The organism is Denitratisoma oestradiolicum (assembly GCF_902813185.1).
In the GTDB taxonomy this organism is placed as follows: domain Bacteria; phylum Pseudomonadota; class Gammaproteobacteria; order Burkholderiales; family Rhodocyclaceae; genus Denitratisoma; species Denitratisoma oestradiolicum.
Genome location: NZ_LR778301.1, coordinates 3,080,001 through 3,099,828, shown reverse-complemented (window position 1 = coordinate 3,099,828; position 19,828 = coordinate 3,080,001). Strand labels below are relative to the sequence as shown.

General features: G+C 62.1%; 21 protein-coding genes (1 of these 21 running past the window's edge). All 21 read left to right on the top strand.

Annotated elements, in window-relative coordinates:
• Positions 1-206 precede the first annotated feature (206 nt).
• On the top strand, positions 207-1,388 hold the full coding sequence (locus DENOEST_RS14040; protein WP_145770662.1) for an acyl-CoA dehydrogenase family protein: 1,182 nt from the start codon (positions 207-209) through the stop codon (positions 1,386-1,388).
• A gap of 15 nt (positions 1,389-1,403) precedes the next feature.
• Entirely contained in the window at positions 1,404-2,564 is a 1,161-nt protein-coding gene (locus DENOEST_RS14035; protein WP_145770661.1) for a CaiB/BaiF CoA transferase family protein, read from the top strand.
• A gap of 67 nt (positions 2,565-2,631) precedes the next feature.
• Positions 2,632-3,141, top strand: coding sequence for an FAS1-like dehydratase domain-containing protein (locus DENOEST_RS14030; RefSeq protein ID WP_197970625.1), 510 nt, complete (start codon positions 2,632-2,634; stop codon positions 3,139-3,141).
• Complete coding sequence (locus DENOEST_RS14025) at positions 3,138-3,623, top strand: hotdog family protein (protein WP_145770658.1); 486 nt, start codon at positions 3,138-3,140, stop codon at positions 3,621-3,623. Before DENOEST_RS14030 ends, DENOEST_RS14025 begins: the two co-directional genes overlap by 4 nt.
• A 51-nt stretch (positions 3,624-3,674) precedes the next feature.
• Positions 3,675-4,838 carry an acyl-CoA dehydrogenase family protein gene (locus DENOEST_RS14020; RefSeq protein ID WP_145770657.1) on the top strand — a complete coding sequence of 388 codons (1,164 nt, stop codon included), beginning with the start codon at positions 3,675-3,677 and terminating at the stop codon, positions 4,836-4,838.
• Between the two features lie 81 nt (positions 4,839-4,919).
• A complete protein-coding gene (locus DENOEST_RS14015; RefSeq protein ID WP_145770656.1) occupies positions 4,920-6,941 on the top strand; it encodes a CoA transferase in 2,022 nt (673 codons plus the stop codon).
• Positions 6,942-6,966: 25 nt separating this feature from the next.
• Positions 6,967-8,187 carry a CaiB/BaiF CoA transferase family protein gene (locus DENOEST_RS14010; RefSeq protein ID WP_170228190.1) on the top strand — a complete coding sequence of 407 codons (1,221 nt, stop codon included), beginning with the start codon at positions 6,967-6,969 and terminating at the stop codon, positions 8,185-8,187.
• Positions 8,188-8,269: 82 nt separating this feature from the next.
• Entirely contained in the window at positions 8,270-9,190 is a 921-nt protein-coding gene (locus tag DENOEST_RS14005) for a TIGR03619 family F420-dependent LLM class oxidoreductase (RefSeq protein ID WP_145770653.1), read from the top strand.
• Positions 9,191-9,229: 39 nt separating this feature from the next.
• Positions 9,230-10,060 carry an enoyl-CoA hydratase/isomerase family protein gene (locus tag DENOEST_RS14000; protein WP_183148264.1) on the top strand — a complete coding sequence of 277 codons (831 nt, stop codon included), beginning with the start codon at positions 9,230-9,232 and terminating at the stop codon, positions 10,058-10,060.
• Positions 10,061-10,069: 9 nt separating this feature from the next.
• Positions 10,070-10,486, top strand: a complete 417-nt coding sequence (locus DENOEST_RS13995) for a hypothetical protein (protein ID WP_197970624.1) — start codon at positions 10,070-10,072, stop codon at positions 10,484-10,486.
• Positions 10,487-10,582: 96 nt separating this feature from the next.
• Positions 10,583-11,551 (top strand): CapA family protein, encoded by a 969-nt coding sequence (locus DENOEST_RS13990; protein ID WP_197970623.1) that lies wholly within the window; start codon positions 10,583-10,585, stop codon positions 11,549-11,551.
• Positions 11,552-11,694: 143 nt separating this feature from the next.
• On the top strand, positions 11,695-13,383 hold the full coding sequence (locus tag DENOEST_RS13985) for a cytochrome D1 domain-containing protein (protein WP_145772326.1): 1,689 nt from the start codon (positions 11,695-11,697) through the stop codon (positions 13,381-13,383).
• 111 nt (positions 13,384-13,494) lie between these two features.
• Positions 13,495-14,088 carry a NapC/NirT family cytochrome c gene (locus tag DENOEST_RS13980; RefSeq protein WP_145772325.1) on the top strand — a complete coding sequence of 198 codons (594 nt, stop codon included), beginning with the start codon at positions 13,495-13,497 and terminating at the stop codon, positions 14,086-14,088.
• A gap of 69 nt (positions 14,089-14,157) precedes the next feature.
• The gene (locus tag DENOEST_RS13975) at positions 14,158-15,027 is read left to right on the top strand and encodes an ethylbenzene dehydrogenase-related protein (RefSeq protein ID WP_183148263.1); all 870 of its coding nucleotides are present in this window, start codon (positions 14,158-14,160) and stop codon (positions 15,025-15,027) included.
• 73 nt (positions 15,028-15,100) lie between these two features.
• A complete protein-coding gene (locus tag DENOEST_RS13970; RefSeq protein ID WP_145772323.1) occupies positions 15,101-15,418 on the top strand; it encodes a c-type cytochrome in 318 nt (105 codons plus the stop codon).
• Positions 15,418-16,581, top strand: a complete 1,164-nt coding sequence (locus DENOEST_RS13965) for a cytochrome D1 domain-containing protein (RefSeq protein ID WP_145772322.1) — start codon at positions 15,418-15,420, stop codon at positions 16,579-16,581. Before DENOEST_RS13970 ends, DENOEST_RS13965 begins: the two co-directional genes overlap by 1 nt.
• 1 nt (position 16,582) lies before the next feature.
• Positions 16,583-17,578 carry a siroheme decarboxylase subunit beta gene (gene ahbB / locus DENOEST_RS13960; RefSeq protein WP_145772321.1) on the top strand — a complete coding sequence of 332 codons (996 nt, stop codon included), beginning with the start codon at positions 16,583-16,585 and terminating at the stop codon, positions 17,576-17,578.
• Positions 17,571-18,041, top strand: coding sequence for an Lrp/AsnC family transcriptional regulator (locus DENOEST_RS13955; protein ID WP_145772320.1), 471 nt, complete (start codon positions 17,571-17,573; stop codon positions 18,039-18,041). Before ahbB (DENOEST_RS13960) ends, DENOEST_RS13955 begins: the two co-directional genes overlap by 8 nt.
• Positions 18,038-18,556, top strand: a complete 519-nt coding sequence (ahbB, locus tag DENOEST_RS13950; protein ID WP_197970622.1) for a siroheme decarboxylase subunit beta — start codon at positions 18,038-18,040, stop codon at positions 18,554-18,556. Before DENOEST_RS13955 ends, ahbB (DENOEST_RS13950) begins: the two co-directional genes overlap by 4 nt.
• A 24-nt stretch (positions 18,557-18,580) precedes the next feature.
• A complete protein-coding gene (gene nirJ, locus DENOEST_RS13945; RefSeq protein WP_145772319.1) occupies positions 18,581-19,738 on the top strand; it encodes a heme d1 biosynthesis radical SAM protein NirJ in 1,158 nt (385 codons plus the stop codon).
• A gap of 7 nt (positions 19,739-19,745) precedes the next feature.
• Positions 19,746-19,828 carry the beginning of a nitrite reductase gene (locus DENOEST_RS13940; RefSeq protein WP_145772318.1) on the top strand. 1,477 nt of this gene lie beyond the right edge of the window, so the window shows 83 of its 1,560 coding nt (coding positions 1-83); it begins with the start codon at positions 19,746-19,748; its stop codon lies beyond the right edge, outside the window.

The following is a 19,828-nucleotide window of genomic DNA, read 5'->3' as shown; positions in this document are numbered from 1 at the left end:
CTTTCGGATATTTAATAGGCCGATTCAGATTCCGAGATTGTGCTGGTGGTATGGGGGCAATCGCTACAATCAGAAACGGCTAGTAAAGCGCGGAGCGCTTCGCGAAACGGGGTGCTTCAGTCGCTGGATACGGGACCGGCTTGGGCGAGAAGAGCGTCGGAACAGCCGGACTGTCATAGAACACATTCACCAGATGGGGTTGGATCATGGACTTTGAATTCTCTGAAAAAGAGTGTCAGTTTCTGCGGGAAGTGGATGAATTCCTGAAGGCGAATTACGATCCGAAGGTGATGGATGTCACCCGGGAGAACATGGCCCAGGTTTGCGATACGCCCGAGCGTCGCGCCTTCATGAAAAAACTGGCCGAAAAGGGCTGGCTGGGCATTACTTGGCCCAAGGAATACGGTGGTCAGGATGGCGAAGGCTTCTACGAATATCTGCTGAACGAGAAACTGTCCTCGGTTGGCGCTCCCCAGATCGGCAAGGGCGTGGGCATCATCGGCAAGACCCTGATCAAGGTGGGCTCCGAGAAGCTGAAGCAGGAATTCCTGCCCCAGATCCTGGATGCCAAGATCGAGTTCGCCGTGGGCTATTCCGAACCCAGCGCTGGCTCCGATTCCGCCGCCATGCGTTTGAAGGCCGAGCGCCAGGGCGATAACTGGGTGCTCAATGGTCAGAAGGTGTTCACCACCTCGGCCCACTTCGCCGATTGGTACTGGGTGGGTGCCCGCACCGATCCCGACGCCCCCAAGCACCACGGTATCTCCCTGTTTCTGATCCGCATGGACGATCCGGGTCTGACCATTCAGCCCATGTACACCATGGGCAACGAGCGGACCAATGCCGTATTCTTCGACAATGTCGTTGTTCATAACGACTATCTCGTCGGCCAGCAGAACAAGGGCTTCCAGTACATCGCCGAAGCCCTGGACATTGAGCGTTTCACCCTGTTCACCTTTGCTCCGATCCGTGGTCGGGTGGAGCTGTTGTGCGACTATGTGAAGGAAGCCAAGCACGACGGCAAGGCCCTGAAGGATGATCCGGTGATGCGTCAGAAGGTCGCCCAACTGGCGACCGATTGCGAAGTGGCCCGTCTGTTGGGTGTGCGTTTCGTCGATACCGCCATCAACAGCAACAAGGCGCCGACGGTCCAGGCTTCCCACTACAAGCTGTTCGCCACCGAGTTGTCCCGTCGCGTGGCCGACGCCACCATGGACATCGTCGGTCCCGGTGCCCAGCTGGCCCTGCATACCGAGGATGCGCCGCTTAAGGGCCGTCCCGAGAGCTGCTATACCTACTGCGTGATCGACACCGTCGGCGGCGGTTCTTCTGAAGTGCAGAAGAACATCATTGCCACCCGTGGTCTGGGTCTCCCCCGCAACTTCTGATCACGGGTCACGGGTATGGCATTCCTCACAGGCTACACCGTCCTCGATCTGGCCAGCGTCGGTCCGGCAGCGCGGGCTTCGCGCATCCTGGCCGATTACGGCATGAACATCATCAAGGTCGCACCGGTTGCTGCCAAGAGTGGCAAGCAGGTGGATCCGGTGTTTCACGCCTACGGTGCAGGGCGGGGCACCCAGAAGATCCGGGTGGACCTGAAGTCCGACGAAGGGCGTGCGGTTATCCATCGCCTGGCCAAGAGCGTGGATGTGGTCATTGAGAGCTACCGACCGGGCGTTGCCACCCGGCTGGGCGTGGGTTACGAAGATATCAAGGCGCAGAACGCCGGTATCGTTTATTGCTCCACCAGTGGTTACGGTCAGGATGGTCCCTATGCCCAGTGGGTCGGTCACGACATCAACTATCTGGCGGTGGGGGGCTTCCTCGGTTGCAGCGGTCGCGACGCGGACGGGCGGCCGGCCATTCCGGGCGCCACCGTGGCAGACAGCGCCGGTGGCGGCATGCAGGCGGCAATGTCCATCATTGCCGCCCTGTTGCAGCGGAGCAAGACCGGTCAGGGCAGTTATCTTGACGTGTCGATCACCGATGGGGTGTTGAACCTGATGTCCCTCTACTTGGACCAGTATCTGGCTACCGGGGAAGAGACCAAGCCCAATTCTGCCGTGCTGACCGGCAAGTATGCCTGGTATGGCGTCTATGCCACGGGCGATGGCAAGCATATTTCGGTCGGCGCCATCGAAGGCCATTTCTTCAAGAATCTGTGCCGCCTGCTTGATCTGGAGCAGTACGGCGGCAGCCAGTACGACAGCAGCAAGCAGGACGAGATGAAGCTGGCCTTCCAGCAGCGCTTCCTCACCCGCAGCCGTGATGAGTGGGTTGCGGCCTTGTCCGGCAACGATACCTGCATCGCCCCGGTGTTGAGCATTGCCGAGGTGACGGCCGATGCCCATCTTCGGTCCCGGCACGCCTTCATGCAGGCGAACCATCCGGAAAAGGGCGGCTTCGAACAATTGGGTCCGATTCTGGCGGGCGGAGAGCGCCATCAGCCGGTGCATCAGGTTCGGCCGGCGGATGTCACCGACACCCAGGATGTGCTGCAGGCGGCAGGTTTCAGTCCCGAGGAGATCGCCAGCCTGCGTCAGGGTGGCAGTGTCGAATGAATTGGACTGCCCGGCATCACCAGAAAGTCGGGTTGTTTCTTATGAGGAGCGGCGTATGGCGGAAATAATGGATATACCCGATCAGGTCAGTGCACTGATTGGTGAGATTCAATACAAGGAGCAGTCGACGTTCCCGATCGAGATGGGCTATGTCTACACTTCCTGTGCTTCTGTGCAGAACGGCAATCCCTTGTACTGGAACCCGGCGGTAGCCGAGGAGCTGGCCGGCGGTCCGATAACGCCGCCGACGATGCTTTCGGTCTGGTTTCGTCCCCACTACTGGCGTCCCGGCGCGACTGGCGAGCAACTGGCGCTCCAGACTCACTTCGATCTGAAGCGTCTGCTGGACCTGCCCGAGGCCATCATCGCTGGTAGCGAAACCGCCTTCGGCGAGCCTGTACGCCCGGGCGATGTGCTGACCACCTACCAGGTGGTCCGCTCCATCAGCGAACCCAAGACGACCAAGGTGGGGCATGGCCGCTTCTGGGTGATCGATGTGACCATCACCAATCAGCGGGGTGAATGGGTGGGTACCGATACCTACGATTGCTTTGGCTACCGGAGGCCGCAACAATGAGCGCGAACATTGCAAGCCGACTGGCCACCCAGGTCAGGGAAGGAGAGGAGTTGCCGCCCCTGAGCCATGATGTCACCGCCACCACCGTAGTGTTGGGTGCCCTGGCGACCCGTGACTGGCGACCCATGCACCACGACAGGGACTTCGCCATCAATCGCAACGGCGTCAAGGATATTTTCATCAACACACCCAACAACGCTGCCTGGTTCGAGCGCTACATCACCGACTGGACCGGCCCCAAGGGGCGCCTGGGGCGGATGAAGTTCAAGATGAGAAGCTCAGTCTTTCCGGGTGACCGGATGACCCTGTCCGGCAAGGTGGCCAAGGTTTCCACTGATGAAACCGGTTGCCATTGGGCGGATCTGGCTTTGGCTGTCTCCGTGGAGGGCCGGGTGTGTACCGAGTGCCAGGCTCGTGTTGCCTTGCCCGTGGATGCTTCTGACAACCCCTGGAGCCGCAAAGACGAACGCTGGAAGCCCTGAGTGCCGTATCGATCGACTGACTGATTTCAATCTATTCAAGAGAGCCAAGCCATGGACCTGAAGTTTTCCGAAGAGCAGAACATACTCCGCGATATGACCCGCAATCTGTGCGCCGACTACAGCACGGTGGCCGTGGTGCGCAAACTGGAGAACGATCCTGTCGGCGTTCCCGCCGATCTGTGGAAGCACATGGGGGAGACCGGCCTGCTGAACATCCTGGTGCCCGAGGAACTGGGCGGCGCGGGCTTCAATCTGCTCGACTGCGCGGTGATCTACGAGGAACTGGGACGGGCCATTGCCCCCGGCCCCTACTTTGCCAGCGCGGTGATGAGCGTACTTGCCATTACCGGTGGTGGCAGCGAGGCCCGGCACAAGGAACTGCTGGCCGCGATCGGTAGCGGCGAGACCATCGTGGTTCCCGCCTGGCTGGAACCCGACAACGGTTTCGGTCCGGCCGGGGTGCAGATGCGGGCGGAGAAGGGAGCTGACGGCTATCGCCTGAATGGCGTCAAGCGTCATGTCTTTTATGCCCAGGCGGCCCAGAAACTGATCGTGCTGGCCCGGACCGGAGATGCCCCGGATGCCATCGATCTGCTGCTGGTGGATACCAAGGCCCCCGGCGTAGTGCTGGAGCAGCAGAAGACCATGGCCTCGGATACCCAGTACAAGGTGACCTTCAACAATGTGCTGGTGCCGGAAGATAATCGCATCGGCGCAGCCGGCACGGGCTGGAATACCTGGGAAGCCGCCATGTACGACGGCATCATTCTGCAGGCGGCCTGGGCGGCAGGCGGGGCGGAGCGTGCCCTGGAAATCACCGTGCAGTACTCCAAGGACCGGGAGCAGTTCAACAAGCCCCTGGGAGCCTTCCAGGCCCTGGCCCATTACATGGCCGATGCCAGCGCCGTGGTGGATGGCGCCAAGGTGCTGGTTTATGAAGCGGCGTGGGCACGGGCCAATGGCAAGTCCATCAAGCGCCTGGCGCCCATGGCCAAGCTGTTCTGCTGCAAGGCCTTCAAGGATGTGACCCACATGGCACAGCAGGTCCATGGAGGCATTGGTTTCACCCTGGACTACGACATCCAGTTGTTCTACCGCCGGGCCAAGCAGCATCAGATGAACTGGTGGGACTCACGCTACCTGGAAGAGCTGATCGCTGCCGATATCCTGGACAGCGATGCCCCCCGCACCATTCCGGACCCCTTCACTGTCTAAGTCCGGTACGGGCGGCCTGCGGGCCGCCCGCTGCGCATTGGAGCCCGGCTGATTGGTCGGCTGTACAAAACTGGAATCCCCATGCCCAAACCCAATCCGGACTATGGCTCTGGCGTATTTCGCCGCTGCTTGCGCTTCCAGGCCGCCGCGGACCATGTCCGAGTCGAGTTGGAGGACGGCAACCATGCCTTCCGGCTGACCCTGCGTCATGATGGGGAGCGGGTAACGGCGGTGGAGCCGGAGGCGGTGCGCCACCCCTTCACCACCTGCCCCGAGGCGCTGGCGGTGATCGGTCGGGTCGTCGGCCACCGCCTGGCCGACGATACCCAGAGCCTGCGCCAGCGCCTGGTGCCGGGGGACAACTGCACCCATCTGTTCGATATGGCGGTGCTGGCCCTGGCCCATGCCGGCGATGCTGGATTGTCCCGGCTGTACGAGATCGCCGTGGACGACGAGCGCGACGGAGTCACCGTGGCTCGCATCCATTGCGACGGTCGGCCGGTTCATGAATGGCGGGTCCGCGCCCACGTCATCGAGCAGCCCCCGGTGCTGGCCGGCCGTCCCTTCATGCGCGGTTTTTTCGCATGGGCTTCGGAGGCTTTTTCCGGCATGGAACTGGAAGCTGCCACCGCCCTGCAGCGGGGTTATTTTGTTGCCCAGGCCCGGCGCTCCGTGAGCCTGCCGATCGAGCAACATCCCGCCACGGCGGACGGCATGCCCGATGGTGTGTGTTACTCGTACAATTCAGGCGTCGTTCAGCGGGCGCTGCGGATCACCGGCTCGGTTCGCGATTACAGCCCAGGCCCGGAGGGCCTGCTGGATTTCACCCCCGTTACCCAAAACAATTCCGTTTCCCGCGGGAAACCCGGAGGAGCAATGACCGACAAGACAGGTAGGCCCGGCGCCCTGGCCGGCATCAAGGTGGTGGACTTCGGTCAGATGGTGTCCGCCCCCTATTGCGCCAAGCTGTTTTCCGACTACGGCGCCGATGTGATCAAGGTGGAGTTGCCCGGGGGCGATAGCGCCCGGCGCATGGGGCCTTTCCCCGGTGATGTGCCCCATCCCGAGAAGAGCGGCCTCTATTTCATCAACAACACCAACAAGCGCGGCATCATCTGCGATGTGGCCAGCGCGGAGGGCCGTACCCTGTTCCTGCGCCTGTTGCAGTGGGCCGATGTGCTGATCGAGAACCACCTGCCCCGGCAGATGAAGGAATGGGGTCTGGACTATGAGACTCTGGCGAAGGTCAATCCGAACCTGGTGGTGATCTCCATTACCCCCTTCGGCCAGACCGGCCCCTACGCCGGCTGGAACGGCTATGACCTCAACGCCTATCACCTGACCGGCGCCAGTTCCCGTTATTGTGGCCGGCCCGGGGAGATGCCCCTGGAACATGGCACCTTCTCCGCTGATTACTTCGGCGCCATCAGTGCCGCCACCTGGGGCATGGCCGCCGTCTATGGCCGCGACCTGGTGGGGGGCGGGCAGCAGGTGGATGTGTCCTGTGCCGAGGCCATCGCCGCAGCCTTCGTCGGTGGTCAGAACATTGGCGGCCTGGCCCAGGATGGCATCTTCGACAAGCGCACCGGCGTCGGCATGCCCCAGGGGGCGCCGGCCACCATCATGCCCTGCAAGGACGGCCATGTCTGGATGCTGGCCCTGGAACCTGGCCAGTGGAACGGCCTGCGCAAGGTGATGGGCGATCCGGAATGGGCCGACCTGGACATCTTCCAGAACATGAAGACGCGGGCCGAGAACGCCGACGTGATCTATTCCTTCCTGCTGGAATGGACCATGGAGCACACCAAGATGGAGATCCAGGAAAAATGCCAGGCGGCGGGCTGTCCGATCACGGCGGTGTACACCGTGGCGGAGGCGGCCGAGGAGCCCCATCTCAAGGCCCGGGATTATTTCGTGGATATGGAGCACCCGGAGCTGGGCAAGCTCAAAAATCTGGGCGCCCCCTTCAAGCTGCCCGCCTGCCCCGGCGGCCCCACCCGGCCGGCGCCCCTGCTGGGCCAGCACAACGACGAGATCTACGGTAGCGTCCTGGGCCTGAGCGCGGACGATATCCAGGGTCTCAGGACCCGCAAGGTCATCTGACCCGGTACAGACAAGGAGCATGCACATGGCTAAGAATCTGCCCCTCAAGGGTATCCGGGTGGTCAATTTCGGCTGGGTCTGGGCCGGCCCCGTGGTGGGCCAGACCCTGGCCTTCCTCGGTGCCGAGGTCTTCAAGATCGAATCCAAGGCCCGGGTGGACATGACCCGCAATCTGCCGCCCTTCGCCGAGGGCAAGCCCGACCCCAACCGCAGCCTGTCCAACAACGCCTGCTGGGCCGGCAACGGTTCCGTTTCCCTGAACCTGAAGGAACCCCAGGCCCTGGAGCTGGCCAAGCAGCTGATTGCCCAGTCCGACGTGGTGGTGGAAAACTTCGGCCCCGGTGTGATGGAGCGGCTGGGCTTCGGCTACGAGGACCTGCGCAAGGTCAAAGAGGACATCATCCTCTTCTCGATGCCTGGCGCCGGGCTCACCGGCCCGAAGAAGGATCTGCGCTCCTACGGTCTGAGCCTCACCTCCACCACGGGCCTGGACAGCCTGGTGGGCTACAAGGGAGGCGGTCCGATTCCGGTGGAGAACGCCTACTCCGATCCCTATGCCGGCATTTTCGGCGCCTTCGCCATCCTCGCCGCCCTGAACCACCGCCGCAATACCGGGGAGGGACAGCATGTGGACTTCTCCCAGCAGGAGGCGGTGATGCAGATGGTGGGGCCGGCCTACATGGACTATGTGCTCAATGGCCGCAGTGGCGGCCCCAAGAGCAACGAGCATCCGGTGGCGGGTGCGGCGCCCCATGGCGTCTTCCCCTGCAAGGGCGACGACCGCTGGATCAGTATCGCGGTCGTCACCGAGGAGGAATGGCAGGCCCTGATGAAGGCCCTGGGCCATCCCGAGTGGCTGAAGGTGAATGAGTTCGCCACCCTGGAGCATCGCCTGGCCCATATCGATGCGCTGCATTCCCTGTTGGGCGAATGGACCGTCAATTACGATGACCGGGAACTGGCGGAGCTGCTTCAGTCCCACGGGGTGGCTGCGGCGCCGGTGCTGAATATCGGTGACCTGCTCCAGGACCCCCATTACCGGGCACGGGGAACCTACATCGAGGTGACCCACCCCCTGGGTTACCGGGAGACCATCTACGGCGCCTATGTGAAGTTGAGCCGCAGTGAGGTGGAAGTACGTCCCGGACCGGTGATTGGACAGGACAACGATAGGGTGTTCAAGGAAATCCTTGGCATGGAGGAGGCGCGCTACCAGGAACTGGTGGAGCGGAAAGTCATTTATTGAAAATGATGGCTTGCAATAATGCAGCATTCGCCGCCTTTGCCGGGACGGCGGGCTCATAACATCAAATAAACAGGAGACAACGATGAAATTCGCACTGGCAGCTTCCGGGATGGACAATTACCCGCCCGCAATGGCGCCTTGGGAGCCGAAATCCGGCAGCGCCGAGATTTTGCGCTTCGCCCAGAAGGCCGACAGCCTGACCTGGGACTGGCTGACCATTCCCGAACACGTGATGATGCCCAACGACATGGTTCAGCACATGGGCACCCGCTTCGTCGAGGGGATTTCGGCGGCGGCCGTGCTGATGGGCGCCACCCAGCGCATCCACATGATGACCTACATCCTGGCGCTGCCCTATCGCCATCCCCTGCTGCTGGCCAAGCAGATCGCCACCATGGAATTCATCGCCGGCGGCCGCTTCACCCTGGGGACGGCCGTGGGCCACCTGGAGAAGGAATTCGAGGCGCTGAACGTGCCTTTCGAGCAGCGTGGCAAGATCACCGACGAATACATCCAGGTGTTGAAGCAGGCCTGGACCTCGGATACGCCGGCCTTCGACGGCGAGTTCGTCAAGTTCAAGGACGTGGTGATCGAGCCCAAGCCGGTGCAAAAACCCCATCCCCCGATCTTCATCGGCGGCAATTCCAAGCCGGCCATGCGCCGCGCCGCCCAACTGGGCGACGGCTGGATCCCCTGGCTGGTGACGGCGGAGAATCTGCCCGAGTGCATCCAGTACATGAAGAGCCTGCCTGAATATCAGGAGAAGGCCGACCGCTTCGAGATTCTGGTCACCACCACGGCCTATGCCCAGGACGATCACCATGTCGCTTATGGCGAGACCAATATTGCGGGCGACCGGGACGGTGTGCTGCGGGAGATCGAGGGACTGAAAAAGGCCGGTGCCACCTCTGTCCAAGTGCGCCCGCCCAAGGTGGAGACCTTCGAGCAATGCCTGGAATGGATCGAGTGGTACGACAAGGAAATCATTCCCCAATTCCGTTGAACGTGACAGACATCGCGACCCCAAGATAGGAGAACGGCCATGGCCGAGGAATTCAAGTACATCCAGTTCCGCGTTGAGGACAACGTGGGCATCATCACCCTGAACCGTCCCGACAAGCTGAACGCCATCAGCTGGGAAGTGGCGGAGGAGCTCTCCGGCCTGCTCTACAAGCTGCGCTTCCGGGACGAGGTTCGCACCATTCTGCTGAACGGCGCCGGACGCTCCTTCTGCGCGGGCGGCGACGTGGATTTCATTTCCGGCGAGAGCGACCGGCCCATGCCCGGCACCTCCGACCCTTCCCGCCCCATCCCCCGTTCCCAGCGCAAGACGCCGGGCGGTCCCTTCTTCGAGGTGACGCGGCAGCTGGTGGCGGTGGACAAGCCGGTGATCGTGGCCATCCAGGGCCATGCGGTGGGCGCGGGGCTGGCCTACTCCATTGCCTGCGACCGCCGTTTCGGCGACACCACCACCAAGATGGCGGCGATCTTCACCAACATCGGCGTGGCGCCGGATTGCGGCCTGTCCTATTTTCTGCCCCGCATCGTGGGCTTCTCCAACGCTCTGATGATGGTGGAGACGGCCAAGGTGTTCAAGGCCGAGGAATGCAAGGCCCTGGGCCTGCTGGACGAACTGGTGCCCGAAGGCCAGGCTTTCGCGGCGGCCTTCGAGTACGCCAAGCTGCTGGCCCAGCGGGCTTCGGTGGCGGTGGACATGGCGCGGCGCATGATCCACATGTCCCAGGTCAGCACCCTGGAGGAAATCCTCGACTACGAGGGCCATGCCGGTGTGGCCGTGGCCTCCACCCTGGATGCCAAGGAAGGCACCCTGTCCTTCCTGGAAAAACGCAAGCCGGTCTATCGCGGCGTCTGAGGACGCAGCGTGCTGCCCCGTCCGCTCCTGATGGCCGCCCTGATGGTGCTGGTGGCCCTGGGGAGCGGACTGCCGGTCCCGGCCAGCGCCCAGCAGGTGCGTTGCCATGTCACCTACGGGGGCGAGGAGCGCTTGCTGGTCGCCGAACCCGTGGCTTCGCCCTATCGGGTGCCGGCCCAGGCCATCGGTTCCTACTTTCTGTTCCGTATCGTGTTTCAGACCGCGCCCGCCGATCTGGCGGCGGTCCGCATCTATACCTATGCGGATCGGGAACCGGCGCCTACCCTGGTCCATCAGGTCACTCATCCTTATCCGCCGGCTCCGGGGGGGCGCCATGGCTTCACCGGCCTGCACCGGGTCTATGAGCCGGTGCGGGACGGGGAACTGGAATACTGGTGCGAACTGATCGGGAAGGAGGGGTCATGAGCATCCCGCACGGCCGCCCGAAGGGGCACATTACACAGCCCGGAGCCGTAGCGCGTCGAACCATCTCCTCCCGTGGGGCGGGGTGAGGGTAGTCCTGTGAACCGGCTGCGGTGTTGGCTCGCTCTCCTGCTGTTACTGTCGGCTGGCGGTGCGCTGGCCGAACCTTTTCGTCTGATCTTCGTCGGGGATGTGATGCTGGACGATGGCCCGGGCCGGGTCGTTGCATCCGGCCGTGATCCTCTGGCGCCCTTTGCCGCCGTATTGGCGGCGGCGGACTATCGCATCGGCAATCTGGAGTGTCCCATTGCTACCGTCGGCCAGCCCCAGGAAAGCAAGATTTACAGCTTTCGCGCCGCGCCGCCTGTTGTCTCGGTGCTGAAGGGGCGTTTCGACGCCCTGGCGGTGGCCAACAATCATTCCGGCGACTACGGTACGGCGGCCTTTCTGGAAACCCTGGAACGGGTGAGCCAGGCTGGCATCCTTCCCTTTGGCGGTGGCCGTGATCTGGACTCCGCCCACCGCCCTCTCTGGATTGAACGCCCCGGGCTACGTATCGCGGTGCTGGCCTACAACGAATTCAAACCCCGGGCCTTCGCTGCCGGCCCCACCTGGCCAGGCGTGGCCTGGAGCGAGGACGCCGAGGTGGTGGCCGACATCCGGGCCGCCCGGGCGGCAGGGGCCGATCTGGTGATTCCCTTTATGCACTGGGGCTGGGAGCGTGAGCCCGAGCCCAGCGCCCGCCAGCGCCAACTGGCCCGGACCATGATCGATGCCGGCGCCGACCTGGTGGTGGGCGGCCATCCCCATGTGACCCAGGGGGCCGAGTATTACCGGGGCAAGCTGATCGTCTATAGCCTGGGTAATTTCGTTTTTGACGGCTTCGATCTGCCCGCCGCCAGGGAAGGCTGGGTCTTGCGCCTGACTCTGGACCGGCACGGTCTGCTGGCCTGGGATACCCTGGGCGCAAGGATGGACGAGGATGGCATTCCCCATCCCGCAGCGGGTTCCCGAACCCCCTGCGGCAAGGCGGGAAGTTCCGCAGTGGAGGTCTGCATCAATCCCTGAGGGGTTTCCCGGTTATTACCTTGCGTTGCATGGTGTTGCTGCGAAAAGTCTGATCGTCGTCAAGGTTTTGCGGATAGACAACGGCATAGACTGGCTTCGGCTTCGATTTCAGTTCGTTCCGTCCTCTCACTGCAAGGAGACCGATGATGTACAAGAAACTGCTCAAATATGCCTTACCCGCCCTGTTGCCTCTGTCCATGTCATCGGTCCTGGCCCAACAGGCACCCGCCGATGCGCCCACGCTGAGCGCGGAGGAGAAAGCCCAGGCCAAGAAGATTTACTTCGAGCGTTGCGCCGGTTGTCATGGCGTTCTGCGCAAGGGTGCCACCGGCAAGAACCTGGAGCCCCACTGGAGCAAGAAGGCCAAGGACGGCAGCATCCAGGAAGGCGGCACTCTCAAGCTGGGCCAGAACCGTCTCGAGAAGATCATCGGCTATGGCACCGAAGGCGGGATGGTGAACTTCGACGACATCCTGACCAAGGAAGAGATCAGTCTGATGGCCAAGTACATCCAGAACACTCCGGATGTGCCGCCCGAGTACAGCTTCAAGGATACGCTGGAATCCTGGAAAGTCATCGTGCCGGTGGACAAGCGGCCCACCAAGCAGATGAACCCCTTCAATCTGAAGAACATGTTTTCCGTGACCCTGCGGGATACCGGCGAAGTGGCGCTGATCGACGGCGATACCAAGGAAATCCGCAGCATCGTCAAGACGGGTTATGCGGTACATATTTCCCGTCTGTCCAAGTCAGGCCGCTATGTGTATGTGATTGGCCGCGATGGACGCCTGTCCCTGATCGATCTGTGGATGGAGAAGCCTGCGGTGGTGGCCGAGGTCAAGGTCGGCTTCGATGCCCGCTCTGTCGATACTTCCAAGTTCAAGGGCTACGACGACAAGTACGCCATTGCCGGTTCCTACTGGCCGCCCCAGTACGTGATCATGGATGGCGACACTCTGAAGCCCCTCAAGGTCGTTTCCACCCGCGGCATGACGGTGGATGGCGAATACCACCCCGAACCCCGCGTGGCTTCGATTGTTTCTTCCGAGATCAAGCCCGAGTGGGTGGTCAATATCAAGGAAACCGGCCAGATTCTCTTGGTGGATTATTCCGACATCAAGAACCTGAAGACCACCACCATCGAGTCCGCCAAGTTCCTCCATGACGGCGGATGGGATGCCTCCAAGCGCTACTTCCTGGTGGCTGCCAACGCCTCCAACAAGATCGCTGCGGTGGATACCAAGGTTGGCAAGCTGGCAGCGCTGATCGATGTTGCCAAGCTTCCGCACCCGGGGCGGGGGGCCAACTTCGTGCATCCGAAGTATGGCCCCGTCTGGGCCACCGGCCACCTGGGCGCCGATGTGGTGACCCTGATCAGCACGCCCTCGGACGACAAGAAGTTCGCCAAGTACAAGGAGCACAACTGGAAGGTCGTCCAGGAAATGAAACATGTGCCGGGCAACCTGTTCGTCAAGACCCATCCCAAGTCCAAGCATTTCTGGGCCGACTCTCCCCAGAATCCGGAAAAGGATCTGGCGGAATCCGTGGCAGTGTGGGATATGGCGGACCTGTCCAAGCCGACGAAGATCATCAACGTTGCCAAGGATTCCGGGCTGCCTGAAACCAAGGCCACCAAGCGTGCCGTTCATCCGGAGTACAGTGCCGATGGCAAGGAGGTCTGGATTTCCCTGTGGGGTGGCAAGGCTGACCAGTCCGCCATCGTGGTGTATGACGACGCGACTCTCAAGGTGAAAAAGGTGATCACCGATCCCAAGATGATCACGCCCACCGGCAAGTTCAACGTCTACAACACACAGCACGATATCTATTGAGAAAGCAGGGCAACCGGAAGGCAATGCCTTCCGGTTGATGGCCGCATGCTTTCAGGGTGAAGTGACAAATAGAGGTCCCGCCAAGGAACCTGAGAGTCGAAGGGGATACAGATGAGCAACAACTCCGAAGGGCGCAATCGTTTCTGGTCGGTACTGTGCAAGCCGTCAGCCCGCTATTCACTGGGCGCCCTGCTGGCCATCGGCTTTATGCTGGGGATCATTTTCTGGGGTGGCTTCAATACGGCCATGGAGGCCACCAATACCCTCGAGTTCTGCGTCTCGTGTCACGAGATGCGCGATACGGTCTATCAGGAATACAAGAAGACCATCCATTATTCGAACCGCACCGGCGTGCGTGCCATTTGTTCCGATTGCCATGTGCCCCGTGACTGGGTGCACAAGATGGCTCGTAAGATTCAGGCCTCCAAGGAGGTCTATGGCAAAGTCATGGGTACCATCGATACACCCGAGAAATTTGAGGCCAAGCGCCTTCAACTGGCCGAGAACGAGTGGAAGCGGATGAAGGCGGCGGATTCCCGAGAGTGTCGCAATTGTCACAGCTTTGAGGGCATGAATCCGGAGGCCCAGAAACAGCGGGCACGCAAACAGCATGAGCTGGCCCTGAGGGACAAGTCCACCTGTATCGACTGCCACAAGGGCATTGCCCACCAAAAGCCCAAGGGCATGAAGGAAGATGACGAGTAAGTTTCAACCCTGTCGTTTTGGTGGGCTTGATGGAACCGTATTCATCGTAATAACTGTGGAGTAATTGTCATGCGCAAAATCATGATTGCAACAATCCTCTCATCGGGGATGCTGTTCGCAGGTTCCGGCGCTGCCCTGGCGGCGGCTCCCGACTGGGGCAAGGTGCCGGTCAAGAAAATTACGCTGCTCTATCCGGGCGTTTCACCGATGGAATGGATACTGAAAGGTACCGAGCATGGCGGCGCCAAGGCCTACAAGAAGGCCGAGACCTGTGCTTCCTGCCATGACACCGAAGCCGCCGATATGGGCAAGAAGATGGCCAGTGGCGAGAAGATCGAGCCCAAACCCATCAAGGGCAAGGCGCCCTTCATTCCGGTGAATGTCCAGGCCGCCAACGACGGTAGCAACCTTTACCTGCGCTTTACTTGGAAGCAGCCTCCTGGCGGGGGTCCCAAGATGGATGCCGCCAATCCGGTGAAACTGGCCTTCATGCTGGATGACAACAAGGTGGAGCGTTCCAGTCAGGCCGGTTGCTGGGAGACCTGCCACAATGACGCCCGCACCATGCCCGACGCCAAGGACGACAAGAAGACCAAGTACATCGCCGGAGGCAACGCCAGCAGCAAGTTCTATGACCTGATCCAGTGGAAGAGCAAGGAGAAGGCCGTGGATGGCTATGTGGCCGACAAGCGGGTCATGGAAGGCGGCAAGGGTCTGGTGGAAGCCAAGGGTGAGAAGAAGGGCGACGAGTGGACCGTGACCTTCACCCGCAAGCTGGCCGGGGGCGGCGAGGGCGATGTGAATCTGGCAGCCGGCAAGACCTACAGCTTCGGTTTCGCCATTCACGACGACCACACCAACGGCCGTTTCCATCATGTATCCCTGGGTTACACCCTGGGCATCGATGCTCAGGCAGACATCAACGCAGCCAAACGCTGAATCCGGCCCGACGACATCGGCGGCATGACATGGGCCGTCGATGCGTCTGTCTGGCGTCCATGAGCGAAATTCCATGGCCCGACTGAACCGCTCTGGCTTGTCCCTCCTGGCTTGTTTCTCCATGGTCGCCTGGGCCGGCAACGAAGGTGAACTGATCCGCCTGGTGCGCCAGGATTGTGGTTCCTGCCACGGCATGACGTTGAAGGGTGGACTGGGGTCGCCCCTGACGGCCCAGGCTCTGATGGGCAAGCCCCTGGAGAGTCTGGCGGCGACCATCCTTTACGGCCGTCCCGGCACGGCCATGCCGGCCTGGAAATCCATTCTGAACGAGGGCGAGGCCCTCTGGATCGCCCGCAAACTGGTGGAAGGTTTTCCCGAGGAGAAGCATTGATGCGCTGGCTCGTTGTACTTCTGGCTTTGCTGCTCGGCGCCTGCACCCAAGTACCCCTGCGAGGCACTGGCGACCTGGGGCTGATCATCGAACGGGCCGATGGCCGGGTGGCCCTGGTGAACCAGACGCGGCGGGAGATTCTGGCCCGGGTGGATGGGTTGGGCGACTTGTCCCACGCCTCGGTGGTTTTTTCCCGGGATGGCCGTTACGCCTATATTTTCGGTCGTGACGGCGGCCTGTCCAAGGTGGACCTGCTCACGGCCCGCCTGGTGCGGCGGGTGATGCAGGCCGGCAACAGCATCGGCGGCGCCATCTCCCAGGATGGCCGCCTGGTGGTGGCCCAGAACTACGAGCCGGGCGGCATCAAAGCCTTCGATGCGGAGACATTGGAGTTGGTGGCGGATGTGCCGGCGAGCTATGGCAGCGAGGGCAAACGCTCCAAGGTGGTGGGTCTGGCTGACCTGCCCGGCAAGCGCTTCGGCTACGCGCTATTCGACAGTGGCGAAATCCGCATCACCGATTTCTCCGATCCCGGACATCCCCGCACCGAAAGCTACGCCGCCGGCAAGCAGCCCTATGACGGACTGGTGACGCCGGATGGCCGCTATTACATCGCCGGTCTCTTCGGCGAGGATGGTCTGGCCGTGCTCGACACCTGGCGCCCGGAGCAGGGGGTACGGCGCATCCTGGCTGGCTACGGCAAGGGCGAGACGCCCCTGCCGGTATTCAAAATGCCCCATCTGCGGGTCTGGGCTTTGGCCGGAGGATATGCCTACCTTCCCGCCATCGGTCGCCACGAAGTGCTGGTGGTGGATACCCGGGACTGGCGCGAAGTGGCGCGTATCCCCGTCAAGGGCCAGCCGGTCTTCGTCATGGCCCGCCCCGATGGACGCCAGATATGGGTCAATTTTGCCTTTCCCGACAATGGACATGTGCAGGTGATCGATACCCTTAGCTATCAGGTGATGGATACCTTGCAACCAGGCAAGGCGGTTCTGCACATGGAGTTCACACCCCGGGGCGAGGCGGTCTGGATCTCCGCCCGGGATGACCACAAGGTAATGATCTACGATACCGCCACCCGCAAGGTTCTGGGGGAAATCCCTGCCCAGAGCCCCAGCGGCATTTTCTTCACTTCGCGGGCTGCCCGCATGGGGTTCTGAAATGAACGGGCCCACCGATCCGGTTTTTCGTCTGCTCAACGACTACCAGCGGGGCTTCCCTCTGTTGCCACGGCCTTTTCTCGCCATCGGCCAAAAGGTGGGGCTGACCGAGGAGGCGGTGCTCGATAGTTACCGCCGCTTCCTGGCGGAAGGTGTGGTGAGTCGCATTGGTGCCGTGCTGCCGCCGCGCCGGGTCGGAGTCTCCACCCTGGCGGCCCTGGCGGTGCCAGTCTCAGACCTGGAACGGGTGGCGGCACTGGTGACGGCGCGGGCACAGGTGAATCATAACTATCAGCGGGAGCACGATTTCAATCTCTGGTTCGTCCTGGCTGCCCGCAACGAGGAGGCCCTGGCCGAGCAATTGCGGGAAATTACTCGGGAGAGTGCTTGCCCCCTGATCTCCCTGCCCTTGCGTGAATCTTTCCATATCGATCTGGGATTCGACCTGGCCGGGGGCTGCAAGCATGTGCAGCCCAACGCGGCGGCCCTGACCGAGCGTGCCTGTGCCCTGCCAGAGCTCGAACGCAGTCTTCTGGCCGCCCTGGAGCCCGGCCTGGCGGTGGAAAGCCGGCCTTTCAAGGTTCTGGGAGATCGTGTTGGCTTAAGCGAAGACTTCACCCTGGAATTGCTGGGGCGTTGGCTGGCCGAGGGCTTGATCAAGCGCCTGGGCGTTGTGGTGCGTCACCACGAGCTGGGTTACACCGCCAATGCCATGTGCGTCTGGGACGTGCCGGACGAGGACGTCTCGGCGGTGGGGCGGGCCTTGGCCGGCGAAACCGGCATCACCCTCTGCTACCGGCGCCAGCGGGCGCAGCCCCACTGGCCCTACAATCTGTTCTGCATGATCCATGGCAAGGCTCGGGAAGAGGTGCTGGCCCTGCGCGCCGACCTGGCCCGGCGCCATGGTCTGGACGTCCATCCCCATGCCGTGTTGTTTTCCACCCGCCGCTTCAAGCAGCAGGGTGCCCGTTACCTGGCGGGGGCTTGTCATGCATGAACGCCGTCAGGTTGCCGATCTGGACCCGGGTGACCGGGCGCTGATCAACGCCCTGCAAGGGGAGTTTCCCATCAGCGAGCGGCCTTATGCCGAGGCTGCCGCCGGTATCGGCATGAGCGAGGAGGAACTGCTGGAGCGTCTGGGGCGCCTGCGGGAGAACGGGGTGCTGACCCGTTTCGGTCCCATGTTCCAGATCGAGCGCATGGGCGGGGCCTTCTGCCTCGCCGCCCTGGCGGTGCCCGAGGCGGATTACGAGCGGGTAGCCGAGCGGGTCAATGCCCTGCCCCAGGTGGCCCACAACTACCGCCGTGAGCATGCCCTCAACATGTGGTTCGTGCTGGCCACGGAAACCCGGGAGGGCATCGGCGATGCCATCGCCGCCATCGAAGCGGCTACCGGGCTGGTGGTCCATGCCTTCCCCAAGGAGCGGGAGTATTTCGTCGAAATGAGGCTCAAGGCATGAACAGTCCCATGGATCGACCGCCTGCGGTCATCGATGATGTCGAGCGCCGCCTGGTGCTGGCCACCCAGGGGGGGCTGCCCCTGGTGCCCCGCCCTTATCATGCCCTGGCTGAAACACTGGGTATCAGCGCCGAGGAGGTGATGGTCCGTTTGCAGGACATGCTGGCGCGGGGTGTGATCCGCCGCATCGGTGCCGTACCCAATCACTATGCCCTGGGCTACACCGCCAATGGCATGAGCGTCTGGAACATGGCTGATTCTCAGGCCGATGCCGTGGGGGAGCGCCTGGGTGCTCTGGCCGCCGTCACCCACTGTTATCGCCGACCGCGCCGCCTGCCTCACTGGCCCTACAATATTTTCGCCATGGTTCATGGCAAGAGCCGGGATGCGGTGCTGGCCCAGGTCGCGGAAATCGCCGCCCTGATCGAGGCGGAGTTCCCCGGCGTCTGCCAGGGGCGGGATGTCCTCTTTTCCAGTCGTATCCTGAAAAAGACGGGCCTGCGCCTGATTGCCTGAACGCTTGCCACCGCGGAGTCACCCATGTTCCGGATCGCCCAGTTCATCAACGAAATTTTCGAACCCACCCCCGTCTTGCCACGTCGTCCGGCACCGGGGTCGGTGGTGATCTGGAATCTGGTGCGGCGCTGCAACCTCACCTGCAAGCACTGCTACTCCATTTCCGCCGACAAGGATTTTCCTGGCGAGCTGACCACCGACGAGATCTTCGCAGTGATGGACGATCTCAAGTCTTTCCGGGTGCCGGCCCTGATTCTCTCCGGCGGCGAGCCACTGTTGCGATCCGACATTTTCGATATCTCCCGCCGGGCCAAGGCCCTGGGATTCCATGTCAGCCTGTCCTCCAATGGCACCCTGATCGATCGCGGCAACATCGATGCCATCGCCGAGGTGGGCTACGACTACGTGGGGGTCAGTCTCGACGGTCTGGGCGCCACCCATGACCGCTTCCGCCGCAAGGAGGGGGCCTTCGAGGCTTCCCTGGCGGGTATTCGTCTGTGCCTGGACAGGGGCCTCAAGGTCGGGCTGCGCTACACCATGACCGAGGACAATGCCCAGGATCTGCCGGGACTGCTGGCGTTGATGGACAGGGAGGGCATAGACAAGTTCTATTTCTCCCACCTCAATTACGCCGGACGGGGCAACAAGAACCGCCGGGACGATGCCCGTCACCGCACCACCCGCCAGGCCATGGATCTGTTATTCGAGACCGCCCTGGAAAGTCATCAGCGAGGGTTCAAGCGGGAGTTCAATACCGGCAACAACGATGCAGATGGAGTGTATTTCCTGCACTGGGTGGGGCAGCGTTTCCCCGCACGGGCTGAGCATATTCGGGGCAAACTGCGACAGTGGGGGGGCAACGCCTCCGGGGTGAATGTGGCCAACATCGACAACCTGGGCCAGGTTCATCCGGACACCATGTGGTGGCACCATTCCCTGGGCAATGTGAAAAGCCGGCCCTTCTCTGAAATCTGGCAGGATGTTTCCGATCCAGTGATGGCCGGGCTCAAGCGCCACCCCCGGCCCGTGACGGGACGCTGTGCCACCTGCGCCCATCTGGATATCTGCAACGGCAATACCCGGGTTCGGGCGCTGAAGCTCACCGAAGATCCCTGGGCCGAGGATCCGGGCTGTTATCTGGACGACAGCGAAATCGGCCTGACTTCCCTTGAGATTGCCTGACATCCCCATGTTGCGAAATATCCTGATTGTCCTGGCGATCCTTGTCGTCAATCTGGCCCAGGCCGAGGAACCGGCACGGCTCTATCAACA

Coding starts and splice junctions, on each gene's coding strand:
- DENOEST_RS14040 (WP_145770662.1), top strand. CDS start 207: ATGGACTTTGAATTCTCTGAAAAAGAGTGTCAGTTTCTGCGGGAAGTG.
- DENOEST_RS14035 (WP_145770661.1), top strand. CDS start 1,404: ATGGCATTCCTCACAGGCTACACCGTCCTCGATCTGGCCAGCGTCGGT.
- DENOEST_RS14030 (WP_197970625.1), top strand. CDS start 2,632: ATGGATATACCCGATCAGGTCAGTGCACTGATTGGTGAGATTCAATAC.
- DENOEST_RS14025 (WP_145770658.1), top strand. CDS start 3,138: ATGAGCGCGAACATTGCAAGCCGACTGGCCACCCAGGTCAGGGAAGGA.
- DENOEST_RS14020 (WP_145770657.1), top strand. CDS start 3,675: ATGGACCTGAAGTTTTCCGAAGAGCAGAACATACTCCGCGATATGACC.
- DENOEST_RS14015 (WP_145770656.1), top strand. CDS start 4,920: ATGCCCAAACCCAATCCGGACTATGGCTCTGGCGTATTTCGCCGCTGC.
- DENOEST_RS14010 (WP_170228190.1), top strand. CDS start 6,967: ATGGCTAAGAATCTGCCCCTCAAGGGTATCCGGGTGGTCAATTTCGGC.
- DENOEST_RS14005 (WP_145770653.1), top strand. CDS start 8,270: ATGAAATTCGCACTGGCAGCTTCCGGGATGGACAATTACCCGCCCGCA.
- DENOEST_RS14000 (WP_183148264.1), top strand. CDS start 9,230: ATGGCCGAGGAATTCAAGTACATCCAGTTCCGCGTTGAGGACAACGTG.
- DENOEST_RS13985 (WP_145772326.1), top strand. CDS start 11,695: ATGATGTACAAGAAACTGCTCAAATATGCCTTACCCGCCCTGTTGCCT.
- DENOEST_RS13980 (WP_145772325.1), top strand. CDS start 13,495: ATGAGCAACAACTCCGAAGGGCGCAATCGTTTCTGGTCGGTACTGTGC.
- DENOEST_RS13975 (WP_183148263.1), top strand. CDS start 14,158: ATGCGCAAAATCATGATTGCAACAATCCTCTCATCGGGGATGCTGTTC.
- DENOEST_RS13970 (WP_145772323.1), top strand. CDS start 15,101: ATGGCCCGACTGAACCGCTCTGGCTTGTCCCTCCTGGCTTGTTTCTCC.
- DENOEST_RS13965 (WP_145772322.1), top strand. CDS start 15,418: ATGCGCTGGCTCGTTGTACTTCTGGCTTTGCTGCTCGGCGCCTGCACC.
- ahbB (WP_145772321.1), top strand. CDS start 16,583: ATGAACGGGCCCACCGATCCGGTTTTTCGTCTGCTCAACGACTACCAG.
- DENOEST_RS13955 (WP_145772320.1), top strand. CDS start 17,571: ATGCATGAACGCCGTCAGGTTGCCGATCTGGACCCGGGTGACCGGGCG.
- ahbB (WP_197970622.1), top strand. CDS start 18,038: ATGAACAGTCCCATGGATCGACCGCCTGCGGTCATCGATGATGTCGAG.
- nirJ (WP_145772319.1), top strand. CDS start 18,581: ATGTTCCGGATCGCCCAGTTCATCAACGAAATTTTCGAACCCACCCCC.